Source organism: Yersinia aldovae 670-83 (assembly GCF_000834395.1).
Lineage (GTDB): Bacteria > Pseudomonadota > Gammaproteobacteria > Enterobacterales > Enterobacteriaceae > Yersinia > Yersinia aldovae.
Genome location: NZ_CP009781.1, coordinates 2,985,989 through 3,000,405, shown reverse-complemented (window position 1 = coordinate 3,000,405; position 14,417 = coordinate 2,985,989). Strand labels below are relative to the sequence as shown.

Genomic DNA, 14,417 nt, shown 5'->3' with positions numbered 1-14,417 from the left:
TGTTTTAAACCCGAAAGCTTATTTGCCACGGGCTTCGATAACGGCTTGAGCGACGTTACTCGGCGCTTCAGCATACTTCAGGAACTCCATAGAGTATGAAGCACGGCCCTGGGTCTGAGAACGCAGATCAGTAGCATAACCGAACATTTCAGACAACGGAACCTGGGCACGAATAGTCTTACCAGTTAACGTATCTTCCATACCTTCGATCATGCCACGACGACGACTCAGGTCACCCATGACGTCACCCGCATAATCTTCAGGGGTTTCGATTTCAACCTTCATGATTGGCTCAAGCAGAACCGGTTTCGCTCGTTTGAAACCTTCTTTAAAGGCGATAGAACCGGCTAATTTAAACGCCAATTCTGAGGAGTCAACATCATGGTAAGAACCGTAGTGCAGACGGACTTTAACATCCACAACCGGATAACCAGCCAGAGGGCCAGATTTCAGTTGTTCCTGAATACCTTTATCAACCGCAGGGATGAACTCTTTAGGAATAGAACCACCAACGATTTCGTTGACGAATTCATAACCTTCACCACCCGGTGGTAACGGAGACATGTCGATAACAACATGACCGTACTGACCACGACCGCCTGACTGTTTAGCGTGCTTACCTTCCACGTCCTTAACGGTATCGCGGATAGTTTCACGGTAAGCAACCTGAGGTTTACCGATATTTGCTTCTACGCTAAATTCACGGCGCATACGGTCAACCAAGATATCCAGATGCAGCTCACCCATACCAGCGATGATAGTCTGACCTGATTCTTCGTCAGTCCACACACGGAATGATGGATCTTCTTTTGCCAGACGCCCCAGAGCCATACCCATTTTTTCCTGGTCGGCTTTGGTTTTTGGTTCAACGGCAACAGAGATTACTGGCTCTGGGAACTCCATACGTTCCAGAATGATCACATTCTTTGGATCGCATAAAGTGTCACCCGTCGTCACGTCTTTCAGGCCGATCGCTGCTGCGATGTCGCCTGCGCGAACTTCTTTGATCTCTTCACGTTTGTTGGCGTGCATCTGTACGATACGGCCCAAACGCTCTTCACGCGAACGTACTGAGTTCAGTACGGTGTCACCGGAGTTAACAATACCAGAGTACACACGGAAGAACGTCAAGTTACCCACAAACGGGTCGGTAGCAATTTTGAATGCCAACGCAGAGAACGGCTCTTTGTCGTCTGAATGACGAACAGCCGGAGTATCTTTACCATCGTCCAAAATACCGTTGATTGCTTCAACGTCAGTTGGCGCGGGCAGATAGTCGATAACTGCATCCAGCATTGCCTGTACGCCTTTGTTTTTAAACGCAGAGCCACAGGTAACCAAGATAATTTCGTTGCGCAGAACACGTTGACGCAGAGCTTTCTTGATTTCTTCTTCAGTCAGCTCTTCGCCGCCCAAATACTTATCCATCAGCTCATCTGATGCTTCAGCAGCAGACTCAACCAGATTCTGGTGCCATTCAGCAGCCAGCTCAGCCATATCCGCAGGGATCTCTTCGTATTCGAAGGTCACACCCAGATCCGCTTCATTCCAGTTGATCGCTTTCATTTTCACCAGATCGATAACACCGGTGAATTTCTCTTCCGCGCCGATTGCCAGTTGCAATGGAACTGGATTCGCGCCCAGACGAGACTTAATCTGACCAACAACTTTCAGGAAGTTAGCACCCATGCGGTCCATTTTGTTAACGAACGCAATGCGTGGAACTTTATATTTATTCGCCTGACGCCATACGGTCTCAGACTGTGGCTGAACACCACCAACTGCACAGTAAACCATTACCGCGCCGTCAAGAACACGCATGGAACGTTCTACTTCAATGGTGAAGTCAACGTGTCCAGGGGTGTCAATGATATTGACGTGATGTGGTTCGTACTGTTTAGCCATACCAGACCAGAAGCAGGTAGTAGCCGCAGAAGTAATGGTAATACCACGCTCCTGCTCCTGTTCCATCCAGTCCATAGTGGCTGCGCCGTTATGAACTTCACCGATCTTATGGTTTACACCGGTGTAGAACAGAATACGTTCGGTAGTGGTTGTCTTACCGGCGTCGATGTGAGCGCTGATACCGATATTACGATAGCGCTCAATGGGTGTTTTACGAGCCATTTGATTCCTCTATTGCCTTAGGCGTTCATTCGGTTAACCCATGCGGGCATGATAAATCACCCGCATGGTTAGCATGACTACTGCGTGGTAATTACCAGCGGTAGTGCGCGAACGCCTTGTTAGCCTCGGCCATACGGTGAACGTCTTCACGTTTCTTAACAGCAGAACCTTTGTTCTCTGCTGCGTCAGACAGTTCATTCGCCAAGCGCAAAGCCATGGATTTATCACCGCGTTTACGAGCAGCATCAACGATCCAACGCATTGCCAAGGCATTACGACGAACCGGACGAACTTCAACTGGTACCTGGTAGGTTGAACCACCAACGCGGCGAGACTTAACTTCGACAGTCGGGCGCACGTTATCAAGAGCAGTTTCAAACGCTTCCAGATAGTCTTTACCAGAACGCTGAGCCAGGGTTTCCAGCGCGGTATAGACGATTGCTTCTGCAGTAGATTTTTTACCATCTACCATCAGGATATTTACAAATTTAGCCAGCAATTCAGATCCGAACTTAGGATCTGGTAAAATTTTACGTTGGCCAATTACACGACGACGTGGCATGGAAATACTCCGTTGTTAATTCAGGGTTGTCCAAAACTCTAAGAGTTTATTTTGACATTAATGTGAAAATGTTTGGCCTTACTTAACGGAGAACCATTAAGCCTTTGGCTTCTTCACGCCGTATTTAGAACGTGATTGCTTACGGTCTTTAACACCTGAGCAGTCAAGCGCGCCGCGGACGGTGTGGTAACGCACACCTGGCAAGTCTTTTACACGACCGCCACGGATCAGGATCACGGAGTGTTCCTGAAGGTTATGACCTTCACCACCGATGTAGGAGGTGACTTCAAAACCGTTAGTTAAACGCACACGGCAAACTTTACGCAGTGCGGAGTTAGGTTTTTTTGGAGTGGTGGTATATACGCGGGTACATACACCACGTTTTTGCGGGCATGCTTCCAGCGCAGGAACGTTGCTTTTAGCAACCTTCATGCTGCGTGGCTTGCGAACCAGCTGGTTAATCGTTGCCATTATTAAAAAAGCTCCTGGTTTTTGCTTCGTAAACACATGATAAATCCACCTCGTTTGCACGACTGGCATAGAACGAGGACGCAGAATTTTATGGCTGACTATCTAAGGTGTCAAGAAATATACAGCATTGACTGCATTACCATGCCAGTTGTTGCTGATGTTTTAGGGTCAAATCCACGAAATGAGTATAGCCGATTAGCCTGGCGCTGTCCGAAATTTGACCAAGCAACCCCCTGGCAATCACGTCATCTTCCAGAACAAACAGCGGAGCAGGGTTATTTAACAATAGGTTAAGGCTTTCACTGTTTTTCAATACCGCCATTACGCCATCTTGCAAAAAGAGAATCTCATCTTCGGATGTCGCTAATCTCAGTAACGCAGATAAATCGCAGTGATAAGGGGAACGACTGACGGTAAACAGCATTAGGGATACTCAAACCTCATTAAAAAGTTAACACCACATCATAATTTGCCATATGGTAGCGTAAATCTGCCGGAGATAGCGCCACGACTTTAACAACCCAATCGGTGACTTCACTTAGCCCGCGCTGCTGTATTGATGCTGCGCAAATATAACAATTTTCGACATCGTACAGCGGTAAGACACCGAAAGTTGCAATATAGTTTCTGGCAAGAATTCTTTCCGGTTGCTGTTGAGGTAGCAACTGCAAGACACCATCTGAGATGAAGAATACCCCGATATCTTCACTCAGTGCAGAAGTGGCCAGCAAAGCATCCAACCCTTCGCGCCCTGCGGAATTACCGTGTGGGCCTTGGGTGAAAATAAAAGCGATACGTTTCATTTTCATTAAAATTGCACCATGCGATCACAGGTCAGTGCTGCTTCTGCCAGCGTACCCAGCCCACTTAACGTAAAACCGGGTTGTAGATTTGCGGCCACCAAATTGAGTTGTTCAGCTTCATGTTGGTTAGTTACACCACGGCGCAATGCCGCCGCCACACAGACATTCAGCTCAACCGCATGTCCTAACGCCAATTGCTGCCATGCCCGCACCAAATCGTATTCATCGCTGGCTGGCGCGGTTAATTGGTTAGCATTCAAAACGCCTTCGCGATAGAAAAAAACACTAACCAAATTGTGACCTGAGTTTACCAGCGCTTGTGCAAACTGATAGGCACTGCTGGCCTGCTGGGTGCCATAGGCCGGCCCGGTGACCATCAGACAATATCTTTTCACCCCAGACATTAACGCTCATGCCCCACGAGGTCGCCACTTTTGAATTGGCGAATGTAGAGATAAACTGTGTGCTTAGAGATATTGAGACGTTCAGCAACCTGGTTAATAGCGTCTTTGATATCAAAAATACCTTTCTCATAAAGATTGAGCACAACCTGACGGTTCTTCGCATTGTTAGAAACGTTGCGATCCGCGTTAACCTCTTCGATGGTGAATTCCAATGTTTGCGCCACCAAATCATCAACCGATGAGGCAAAATTGACCGAGGAAGCAACTTCCTGCGTTTCGGGCGGCATAAACGTCTGAATGATTTGCGAGAAAGGTACATCCAGATTCATGTTGATACAAAGTAAACCAATCACCCGCTGATCACGATTACGGATAGCGATAGTGACCGATTTCATCAGCACGCCACTTTTGGCGCGGGTGAAGTAGGCTCTGGAAACACTGCTATCCGCACCCGCCATATCATGCAGCATCCGCAGAGCCAGATCAGTTATCGGCGAACCAATCTGCCGCCCGGTATGTTCGCCATTAGCAATTCTAACCGCAGAGCTTTTCAGGTCTTCCAATGAATGCAGCACAATTTCACAGTGGCCACCAATAAGCATCGCTAAGCCATCAACCACCGCTTCATATGATTTGAGTATTTCATGATCCGTCTGACTAAACGGACGTTCATCCAGTAAATCCAGTTCACTGGTTTCGCTGCTGAGAAGCGAATTAGACATCGAAGACACCATCCTCTACGTAAAGCCTGTCTCAATATCGTTGGCAGACTCGTAACTCAATATCTTAGATTTTAAGTCTAGCAAATATGCTGAGATAAAATCCTTGCGTTTGCATGTGGTATTGACGTTAAGCCCACAAGCTATAAACCGTCAAGTTATCAACGAGCAGAAGTGCAAATTGATATACCGCAAAAAAAAACCGCCACGACAATTATCGCAGCGGTTATTTGAGAAAAACGTTTAACTAAGCTGAATTACTTCTTAGCTTTTGTATCCGCAGCAGCAGGTTGTTCTTCTGGAGCATCAGCTTTAGGCGCGGCTTTAACATCCAACAGCTCTACATCGAATACCAGAGTAGAGTTAGCAGGGATGCCCGGGACGCCCGTTTTGCCGTAAGCCAGCTCTGGCGGGATAACCAGCGTGATTTTGCCGCCTTTCTTGATTTGCTTCAGGCCCTCAGTCCAGCCAGGGATAACACCATCCAGGCGGAATGACAGTGGCTCACCGCGTTTGTAAGAGTTATCAAACTCAGTACCATCAGTCAGCGTTCCCTTGTAGTTAACCACCACAGTGTCGCTGTCTTTTGGTGTATCACCTGTACCGGCTTTCTCAACCTTGTACAGCAGGCCAGATGCGGTTTTCTTCACATCTTTCTGTTTGGCAAAATCTTCGCGATATTTAGAGCCTTTATCGGCATTTTCTTTAGAATCCTGCTCCATTTTGGCCTGAGCAGAAGCTTTTACGCGCGTTTCAAAACCTTGTAAGGTTTTTTCAATTTCTTCGTCAGTCAGTTTGCTTTTGTTGGCAAACGCATCCTGAACACCGGAGATTAGCTGATCTTTATCCAGCTTGATGCCCAATTTCTCCTGCTCTTTCAGTGAGTTATCCATATAGCGACCCAAAGATGCGCCTAATGCATAAGCTGACTGCTGGTCATCATTCTTAAATGCGCTATTGGTCGTTGCTGGCGCAGTTGCCGTTTTTGCTGCTTCAGCAGCGAAAACAACAGAGGTATTCAGGGTTAGCGCCACGGTGGTAGCCAGTAGCGTTACTTTAAACAGTGATTTCATCCATTTCTCCATTGGCTCAAGGAGTCTTACCCCAAGCAACGATTATAAGAGTAACTAGTACTATAGCTGTCTGTGCGAACACAAAACAATCTCAATACTCATGCTATTAAGTGATATTAGGACTTTTTTTACTACAATAAGTTTCGTTTTTATAGATATCTTGACCCTTAAAGGGTAATCGCAGGGTTTTACAGGTAGAATCAAGCCTGCCCTGCCATTGAGTCATTTGGCCATAAAACCGAAAATGCCCTGAAGGTGTGGCTTGCCGTGACGCCGCTTGTATTTAGGCCATGTATAGCTGCATCGGGTGCAGTCATGAGAGGAAATATGATGGAACCGTCCCTGTTTGAGCAACGCCTCGAAATGCTGGAAAGCCGTTTGGCATTTCAGGAAGTGACGATTGAAGAACTCAATTTGATCGTGACCGAGCATCAGATGGAAATGACCAAACTGCGAGAGCATCTGCGTTTACTGACTGATAAACTGCGAGAGTCACAGTCGTCCATGATGGCCTCACCCGCAGATGAAACACCGCCGCCGCACTATTAGCGCTAACAGTCAAAACCTGTGGTGTAGATAGCAAAAAGCCAGCCGCAAGGCTGGCTTTTGACTGACCATATCAAATTGAGTAACAAGTCAGATTTTAGTGACAGCCACAGCCGCCTTTACCACAACCACCTTTGCCGTGCTCATGGTCGTGATCGTGCTCACTCTCATCATGGCCGTGGCCACCGCAGCAACCGTCACCGTGTTCGTGGTGATGGTCATGCTCGCCATGTACGTGGCCATGTTGCAGCTCTTCTTCTGTTGCTTCACGGATAGCAACAACATCAACGTGGAAGTTCAGATCCTGACCCGCCAGCATGTGGTTACCATCAACCACGACGTGCTCGTCTTCAACCGCTGTGATTTCGACCGGCACTGGGCCTTGATCGGTATCAGCCAGGAAACGCATACCCACTTCCAGCTCGTCAACACCCATGAAGACATCTTTCGGTACGCGCTGCACCAGATTTTCATCATAGCTGCCGTAGCCGTCGTCTGCATTCACACGCACGTCAAAGCTGTCACCAGCTTCATGACCTTCGAGTGCTTTTTCCAAACCAGCGATCAGGGAACCGTGTCCGTGCAGGTAGTCCAACGGCGCACTCACCGGAGACTCATCAACTAAAACACCGTCTTCTGTACGCACCTGGTAAGCCAGGCTGACCACCAAGTCTTTTGCTACTTTCATGATATCTCCTACCCTTGGAACAAAAATTGGCACAGATTGTAGCGGAAATCTGCGCCGCTGTACCCTTCAGCATAAAAAATCGCGGAAGATAACGCTACTCTGGATGGAAAATACCGATCACTTGTTCATGCGGGCGGACGTGTTGATTGACCTGTTCATCCGTCTGTCGCTGATGGTGACCGCACTTGACACACTCCACCACTTCCACTTGATCTTCACGCCATAATGCCAGTGTATCCAATGCCTTGCATTGCGGACAGACGGCTCCGGCGATAAACCTTTTACGTGTCTTTGCCTGGTTATTTGGCGTCATTGTCATCGTTTTCTCCGACATTATTCGTATTCATCCCACCCATCTAATTGCCGACTTTCATGCAGCATTTCTCGTTGGAAAATATCTTCCAGCTCGCGGCGGGCTTCTTTAACTCTGGATATTTGTGCCACATCGCCATGATGCTGTGGCATCAATTCGCGCAGCATCCGCATATCGAGACGGCGGAAATGCTGTTGTGCCCGATAAGCCTGATGTGGATGCATACCCAATTCCAACAGCGTCTTGCGCCCTAACTCCAGTGCACTGGAAAAGGTTTCACGGGTGAAATCTTTAACGCCGCTTTGCAGCAACTCATGCGCCTCCACACGCCCTCTGGCACGGGCCAGAATGTGCAAATTAGGGAAATGCTGCTGGCACAGATGCACCAACGTCATGGTGTCTTCTGGCTCATTACAGGTGATAACGATGGCTTTGGCTTTTTCTGCCCCCGCCGCTCGTAGTAACTCCAATTCGGTGGCGTCACCGTAATATACTTTGTAACCGTATTTACGCATCACGCTAACGGCGCTGACATCACGCTCCAGCACGGTAATGCGCATTTTATTCGCCATCAGCAAGCGGCCAATCACCTGACCAAAGCGCCCAAAGCCTACAATAATTACCTGCGGATCATTATCTTCCACAAAAGGCTTCTCATCGCTCTCTTCTTGCGCGTTGTAGCGGCGCACTAAAATGCGGTCAATCACCTGCATCAGCAGCGGTGTGGTCATCATCGACAATGTCACAACTACCAGCAATAACGCCAGTTGTTCAGCATTTAAAACATGTTGAGAGAACGCGGCTGAAAACAGCACGAAGGCAAACTCACCGCCTTGACTGAGCACCCCGGCAAATTGTAGCCGTACTGAACGGCGCAAACCAAATATTCGCGCCAGGCCATACAACACGGTGCTTTTGATAAAGACCAGCGCCAAAACGCCTAACAACACATCCAACAGATGCGTGAACAACACACCGATATTCAGCGCCATTCCAACCGAAATAAAGAATAACCCAAGCAGCAACCCTTTAAACGGCTCAATGGCAATCTCCAGTTCGTGCTGGAATTCACTTTCAGCCAGTAATATTCCTGCGATAAATGTCCCCAGCGCCATAGATAGACCCAGCGCATCCATAAACAGGGCAGACCCCAAGACCACCAGCAAGGCCGCCGCAGTAAAAACCTCCCGCACGCCAGAGGCGACGATATAGCGGAACAGTGGGCGTAGCAGGTAACGGCCACCAATTAACATACCGGCAAAAGCAGCAACTTTCAGACCAATCCTGGCCCAGTCGTTAGCACCACCACCGCCGCCAGCCAGAATCGGGATTAGGGCCAACGCCGGGATAACCGCCATATCCTGAAAGAGTAAAACCGAGAAACCGAGCTGCCCACCCTCGTTGCGGTTCATGCCTTTTTCGCGCATCAGTTGCAGCGCCATTGCGGTTGAAGACATCGCCAACCCGATACCGCCAATAACCGCCGCCTGCCAGGCAAATTGGGTGAAATAGAGCAATGCGCCCAACACTGCCGCCGTTATCACCACCTGGCCAGCACCAACGCCAAAAATAGAGCGCCGCAACTGCCAGAGCTTGGCTGGATTTAATTCCAACCCAATGATAAACATCAGGAAGACCACACCCAGCTCAGAAAAATGGAGGATTTCATCGACGTCACGGATAAAACCCAATCCCCACGGGCCGATGGCGATACCGGCTATCAGGTAGCCCAACACCGCACCAATACCCAAGCGCTGGGCGATAGGAACGGCCACCACAGCGGCGAACAGGAATAACATAATGGCGGTCAGTAGCGCCGAACCTTCCATATTCAGTGCCCTCCGGTAGGCAGTGGTGACTGCAACCACTGCGCATAAGCTTGTGCATGGCTGGCTAAGACTTCGGGCTTTTGACGCCGCGCCCAGTAAATAATCATCGGGTTCAACCAATGCATATGACACATTGCTGCCGTCAATTCAAATGGGCGCAGAATATCTTCCATTGGATAACGGTTATATCCCCCCACCCGATATGCTCCTTCCGGCTCACCCGTGGTAATCACCGAGCGCCAATATTTACCGGTCAATGCATGACCACCTACACCATTGGCAAACCCACGCGCCAATACCCTGTCCAACCATTCCTTTAATAGGGCCGGGCAGCTATAAGTGTATAAAGGATGTTGAAATACAATAATTTGATGCTCACGCAGCAATTTCTGCTCATGATGAATATCAATAAAGAAATCCGGATAATGTGCATAAAGATCGTGCACAGTGACATGTTCTAATTGCTGCACCGGTTGCAGTAAAACCCGATTAGCCACCGAGTCCTGTGATTCCGGATGGGCATACAGCAGCAAAACCTTTGGTGGCTGCGACATCATTCCCCTCCAAAGCGTCGTCAGGGTCCGGTTTTTCCGTTACCATGCTCCGCAAAGACCAAAAAGACTAAAATTTATACCCAAAGTAACTGGGGTTGCAGGTAAGCGGCAAGCGAACGCATCCGAATGAACTGCTTCAAGTCAGTGATTCGGTTGGCTGAACGCAGCTAACCCCCTGCAATTTCAAGTACGAGGGGGATAACAATTTAACATACTCTAAACATACGGCACTCTATGATTGTTTTTTCTTCACTTCAAATTCGACGTGGTACCCGTGTCTTGCTGGACAACGCGACAGCAACGATTAACCCCGGTCAAAAGGTCGGGCTGGTCGGCAAAAACGGTTGTGGTAAATCCACGCTGCTGGCGTTGCTCAAAGGCGAACTGAGCGCCGATGGCGGCAATGCCACCTTCCCCAGTAACTGGGCATTGGCTTGGGTTAATCAGGAAACCCCGGCCCTGGATATTCCGGCGATAGAGTATGTTATCGACGGAGATCGCGAATATCGCCAGTTAGAGGCTGAACTACAGGCCGCCAATGAAAAAAATGATGGTCACGCCATCGCAACCGTACACGGTAAGCTGGATGCCATCCACGCCTGGACCATTCATTCCCGTGCCGCCAGTTTGCTTCACGGGCTGGGTTTTTCTCAAGATCAATTGCAACAGCCGGTGCGCTCCTTCTCCGGTGGCTGGCGGATGCGCCTTAATCTGGCCCAAGCGCTGGTGTGCCGCTCTGATTTGCTGCTGCTGGATGAACCGACCAACCACTTGGATTTGGACGCGGTAATCTGGCTGGAGAAATGGCTGAAAAGCTATTCTGGCACGTTAGTATTAATTTCTCATGACCGCGATTTCCTTGATCCTATTATTGATAAGATTCTGCATATTGAACAGCAGACGCTGAATGAATATACCGGTAACTATTCATCCTTCGAACGTCAGCGCGCCACCAAGCTGTCACAGCAACAATCAATGTATCAGCATCAACAAGAGAAAGTCGCGCATCTGCAAAGCTATATTGACCGTTTCCGCGCGCAAGCAACCAAAGCTAAACAGGCCCAGAGCCGCATCAAAATGCTGGAACGGATGGAGCTGATTGCCCCTGCCCATGTGGATAATCCATTCCACTTCAGCTTCCGTACACCGGAAAGCCTGCCTGACCCCCTGCTGCGCATGGAGAAAGTGAGCGCCGGTTACGGCGATCGCACTATTTTGCAGTCCATTAAACTCAATCTGGTACCCGGTTCGCGCATCGGCCTGTTAGGGCGTAACGGCGCAGGTAAATCCACGCTTATCAAGCTGTTGGCTGGTACATTAGAGCCACAAAGCGGCGAAATTGGTTTGTCCAAAGGGATTAAACTGGGTTACTTCGCCCAGCATCAGCTTGAATTCTTAAGAGCTGATGAATCGCCACTGCAGCATATGAGCCGTCTGGCACCGAAGGAGTCAGAGCAACAACTGCGTGACTACCTGGGCGGTTACGGTTTTCAGGGCGATCAGGTGACCGACCCTACCGCCCGCTTCTCCGGCGGTGAAAAAGCGCGCCTGGTGCTAGCACTGATTATCTGGCAGCGCCCTAACCTGTTGCTGCTTGATGAGCCAACCAACCACCTTGATCTGGATATGCGCCAGGCACTGACCGAAGCGTTAATTGATTTTGAAGGCGCGCTGGTGGTGGTTTCCCATGACCGTCATTTATTGCGTTCTACCACCGATGACCTCTATCTGGTGCATGATGGCAAAGTCGAACAGTTCGACGGCGATCTGGAAGATTATCAGCAGTTTTTGGTGGATGCACAGCGCCAGCAAAGCCAGCAGGACAATCCGGCAAAAGAGTTGTCAGGCAACAGTGCCCAGCAGCGCAAAGATCAAAAACGCCGCGATGCCGAGTTCCGAACCCAGACACAACCACTGCGTAAGCAGGTTATGACGCTGGAAAAGCAGATGGATAAGCTCGGTGCCGAACTGGCCGCTATCGAAGAGCAACTGGCTGATTCTGCCCTGTATGATATTGCTCGCAAGGCAGATTTAACCCACTGTTTACAGCAGCAGACGCAAGTGAAATCCAGGTTGGAAGAGACTGAAATGCAGTGGTTGGATGCCCAAGAGCAGTTGGAGAATCTCACCAAGATATTTGAAGCGGGGTAATCCGCTGTTTGGAAAATACCTTTATTAAGGACAATTAAGGTCATGTGTAATAAGGATATTAGCGTGGTAGTGCCGGTATTTAATTGCGGCACTTACCTCGCACCGTTATTTGATTCATTGTACGAACAGACGGGTGTGTCGTTGGAGATTATCGCCGTCAATGATGGTTCGACCGATAACAGTCTGGCGGTTTTAGAAGACGCGGCACGTCGTGACTCGCGGCTGGTCATCATTAATCAACCCAATCAAGGGCTTTCCGCTGCCCGTAATGCGGGTATACGCCGGGCCACCGCACGCTGGATTGCATTTGCTGACGGTGACGACTGGCTAGCTCCACATACCTTATCAACCTGGTTGCAACAGGCCAATCAGCAGCAATTGGATTTACTAATAGGTAATGGTTTTACATTTACCACTAACCCCGATTTACCCCCTGAGCGCCCGTTGTTGCGTAAACAATCGTGGGGCGAGATACTTAGCGGTCAGCAATGGATTATCCGTAGTGTTGAGCATAATGAGTGGCCACATTACGCATGGTTGCAATTAATTCGCCGCGAACTGATCAACACTTACCAGTTGGCATTCATCCCCGGAATGCTACATGAAGATATTCTGTGGACTACCCATCTGGCTCTGGTCACCCAACGTATCGGTTTCTGTGATACCCCATTCTATGGCTATCGTACTAACCCACAATCAATCACCCACTCGCCATCAACCCAAGCCTTATTAGCCCGCGCCAATAGCTATATTATTATTATCAATGCGTTAGTCAGCCTCTCAGCCACGCAGGAGCCACCATTGCGCCGTGCATTGCTACGTCATGCTAATCAGGAGAGCGGCCACTTCTTAGGGTTAATGCGCAAAAGATTGCCCCCTTCGCCAGAGCGCACGGCACTAGCCATTAAGTTTCGAGAACTCAGTTTACCCTCGGCTCTGTTTCAGGGGGCGGGTAATATCCATGAGTTTTGGCGGGCATTACGTTGTTCCGTGATTTTGGCACGTTTAGCGCAACAAAATCATAAGTGAAAGAAATGGATGGTAAATTTATACTTACTCCAGTGAATGCTTAGAAGATTTTAATGTCTAATAAGGCAATAAGAATTTTCGTAGGAATAAGCATAAATGCAGCGCATTTTGGTGATCCGGATTGATTTCCTTGGCGATATGGTCTGTACCACAGGGTTATTACATGCACTAAAGCAACGTTGGCCATCAGCAGAGATTCACGTATTAGCGAATAAATACAATCAGGCAGTGCTGGCCCACAACCCTGCGGTCAGCGCTGTTCACACCTATGTGTACAGCAAACAATGTGAGCGGAACCAACAGTCAGGCAGACTGACGGCGCTGTTACATCGTCTGGCGCTCATTCGGCGCTTGCGGCGACTACGTTTTGATCTGCTACTAATTCCTAACGGTGGTATCAGCAAGAATAGCATTCAATTTGCCAAACAGCTTAATGTGGTGGATTGCCGCTGGCATACTGCGGAAAGCGAATTCGACGATCGCAACCCAAGCCATGTTGCCAACCGGCCAATGCGCCACGAGGCACTCTCGGGCTTTGCGCTGATACCAGAGTTGGGGAAAGTCGATATTGAGGCCGTGAAACTACACATTTACCCTGACACGCAATTGCAGGCGAAATGGCGGGCGGAATTGGGCAAACAAAACCGGCCACGCATTGGCTTATTCATTTCCAATAAATCCCCCCAACGGCGTTGGTGCTATGAAAAGTGGCAACAACTGGCGCAAAAGCTCAGTGATCAGGCCGAAATGGTGATTTTATATGACCCGACAGACCCACCCAGCGCACAACAACTGGCGGGTTTTAATGGCCGCTGCTTACTCACCCCCTGCGTTAATGAATTCGTGGCAGCTATGAGTCTGCTGGATTTGGTTATCTCCGCCGATAGTTCACCAATACATATCAGTTCAGCGTTGCAAATACCGGTGGTCGCACTGTTTGAATCCCGGCCAGAGAAATACCTGCGCTGGTATCCATTGGTACGCCATGCCTTGTTACACGCTGGGCCACAAGTTGAAGACATCCCGGTGAATGCTGTCGAAACAGCAGCCCGCGCGTTATTGGCCAATCCACCATCAACGCCTGAATCCACGAGGGCCGGAACAACGGTTTATCCCCAAGGATCGTCGCTTTGTATATAATGCGCCGC

The 14,417-nt window shown here is 49.2% G+C and carries 16 protein-coding genes; 4 read left to right on the top strand and 12 right to left on the bottom strand.

The window, feature by feature from the left end; genetic code table 11:
• Positions 1-18: 18 nt before the first annotated feature.
• From fusA to fkpA, 8 genes are all read right to left on the bottom strand, one after another.
• Positions 19-2,127 (bottom strand): elongation factor G, encoded by a 2,109-nt coding sequence (gene fusA / locus AT01_RS13510; protein ID WP_004702308.1) that lies wholly within the window; start codon positions 2,125-2,127, stop codon positions 19-21.
• A gap of 91 nt (positions 2,128-2,218) precedes the next feature.
• On the bottom strand, positions 2,219-2,689 hold the full coding sequence (rpsG, locus tag AT01_RS13505) for a 30S ribosomal protein S7 (protein WP_004702306.1): 471 nt from the start codon (positions 2,687-2,689) through the stop codon (positions 2,219-2,221).
• A 96-nt stretch (positions 2,690-2,785) separates the two neighbouring features.
• On the bottom strand, positions 2,786-3,160 hold the full coding sequence (gene rpsL, locus AT01_RS13500) for a 30S ribosomal protein S12 (protein ID WP_002212323.1): 375 nt from the start codon (positions 3,158-3,160) through the stop codon (positions 2,786-2,788).
• 136 nt (positions 3,161-3,296) lie between these two features.
• Positions 3,297-3,584 carry a sulfurtransferase complex subunit TusB gene (gene tusB / locus AT01_RS13495; protein ID WP_042547521.1) on the bottom strand — a complete coding sequence of 96 codons (288 nt, stop codon included), beginning with the start codon at positions 3,582-3,584 and terminating at the stop codon, positions 3,297-3,299.
• Positions 3,585-3,603: 19 nt separating this feature from the next.
• Positions 3,604-3,969 carry a sulfurtransferase complex subunit TusC gene (tusC, locus tag AT01_RS13490; protein ID WP_082039608.1) on the bottom strand — a complete coding sequence of 122 codons (366 nt, stop codon included), beginning with the start codon at positions 3,967-3,969 and terminating at the stop codon, positions 3,604-3,606.
• Positions 3,969-4,367 (bottom strand): sulfurtransferase complex subunit TusD, encoded by a 399-nt coding sequence (tusD, locus tag AT01_RS13485; protein WP_042547520.1) that lies wholly within the window; start codon positions 4,365-4,367, stop codon positions 3,969-3,971. Before tusD ends, tusC begins: the two co-directional genes overlap by 1 nt.
• A complete protein-coding gene (locus tag AT01_RS13480; protein ID WP_004702300.1) occupies positions 4,367-5,089 on the bottom strand; it encodes a helix-turn-helix transcriptional regulator in 723 nt (240 codons plus the stop codon). The genes tusD and AT01_RS13480 overlap by 1 nt, the downstream gene beginning before the upstream one ends.
• Positions 5,090-5,343: 254 nt before the next feature.
• Positions 5,344-6,159, bottom strand: coding sequence for an FKBP-type peptidyl-prolyl cis-trans isomerase (fkpA, locus tag AT01_RS13475; RefSeq protein ID WP_042547519.1), 816 nt, complete (start codon positions 6,157-6,159; stop codon positions 5,344-5,346).
• Between the two features lie 330 nt (positions 6,160-6,489).
• Between fkpA and AT01_RS13470 the strand changes: the two genes are divergently transcribed.
• Complete coding sequence (locus tag AT01_RS13470; protein WP_004702296.1) at positions 6,490-6,708, top strand: protein SlyX; 219 nt, start codon at positions 6,490-6,492, stop codon at positions 6,706-6,708.
• Between the two features lie 94 nt (positions 6,709-6,802).
• On the opposite strand, the gene slyD is transcribed toward AT01_RS13470, so the two are convergent.
• The 4 genes from slyD to kefG all read right to left on the bottom strand — a co-directional run bounded on the left by slyD (position 6,803) and on the right by kefG (position 10,089).
• Positions 6,803-7,393 carry a peptidylprolyl isomerase gene (gene slyD / locus AT01_RS13465; RefSeq protein ID WP_004702293.1) on the bottom strand — a complete coding sequence of 197 codons (591 nt, stop codon included), beginning with the start codon at positions 7,391-7,393 and terminating at the stop codon, positions 6,803-6,805.
• A 94-nt stretch (positions 7,394-7,487) separates the two neighbouring features.
• Positions 7,488-7,706, bottom strand: a complete 219-nt coding sequence (locus AT01_RS13460; RefSeq protein WP_407703555.1) for a YheV family putative zinc ribbon protein — start codon at positions 7,704-7,706, stop codon at positions 7,488-7,490.
• Positions 7,707-7,726: 20 nt separating this feature from the next.
• Entirely contained in the window at positions 7,727-9,535 is a 1,809-nt protein-coding gene (gene kefB / locus AT01_RS13455) for a glutathione-regulated potassium-efflux system protein KefB (protein ID WP_042547517.1), read from the bottom strand.
• Between the two features lie 2 nt (positions 9,536-9,537).
• On the bottom strand, positions 9,538-10,089 hold the full coding sequence (gene kefG, locus AT01_RS13450; RefSeq protein WP_042547516.1) for a glutathione-regulated potassium-efflux system ancillary protein KefG: 552 nt from the start codon (positions 10,087-10,089) through the stop codon (positions 9,538-9,540).
• Between the two features lie 234 nt (positions 10,090-10,323).
• On the opposite strand from kefG, the gene AT01_RS13445 reads away from it, so the two are divergent.
• The 3 genes from AT01_RS13445 to AT01_RS13435 all read left to right on the top strand — a co-directional run bounded on the left by AT01_RS13445 (position 10,324) and on the right by AT01_RS13435 (position 14,409).
• On the top strand, positions 10,324-12,240 hold the full coding sequence (locus AT01_RS13445; RefSeq protein ID WP_004702286.1) for an ABC transporter ATP-binding protein: 1,917 nt from the start codon (positions 10,324-10,326) through the stop codon (positions 12,238-12,240).
• A 42-nt stretch (positions 12,241-12,282) separates the two neighbouring features.
• Complete coding sequence (locus AT01_RS13440) at positions 12,283-13,269, top strand: glycosyltransferase (RefSeq protein WP_042547515.1); 987 nt, start codon at positions 12,283-12,285, stop codon at positions 13,267-13,269.
• A gap of 96 nt (positions 13,270-13,365) precedes the next feature.
• Positions 13,366-14,409 (top strand): glycosyltransferase family 9 protein, encoded by a 1,044-nt coding sequence (locus AT01_RS13435; protein ID WP_042547514.1) that lies wholly within the window; start codon positions 13,366-13,368, stop codon positions 14,407-14,409.
• Positions 14,410-14,417: the final 8 nt, after the last annotated feature.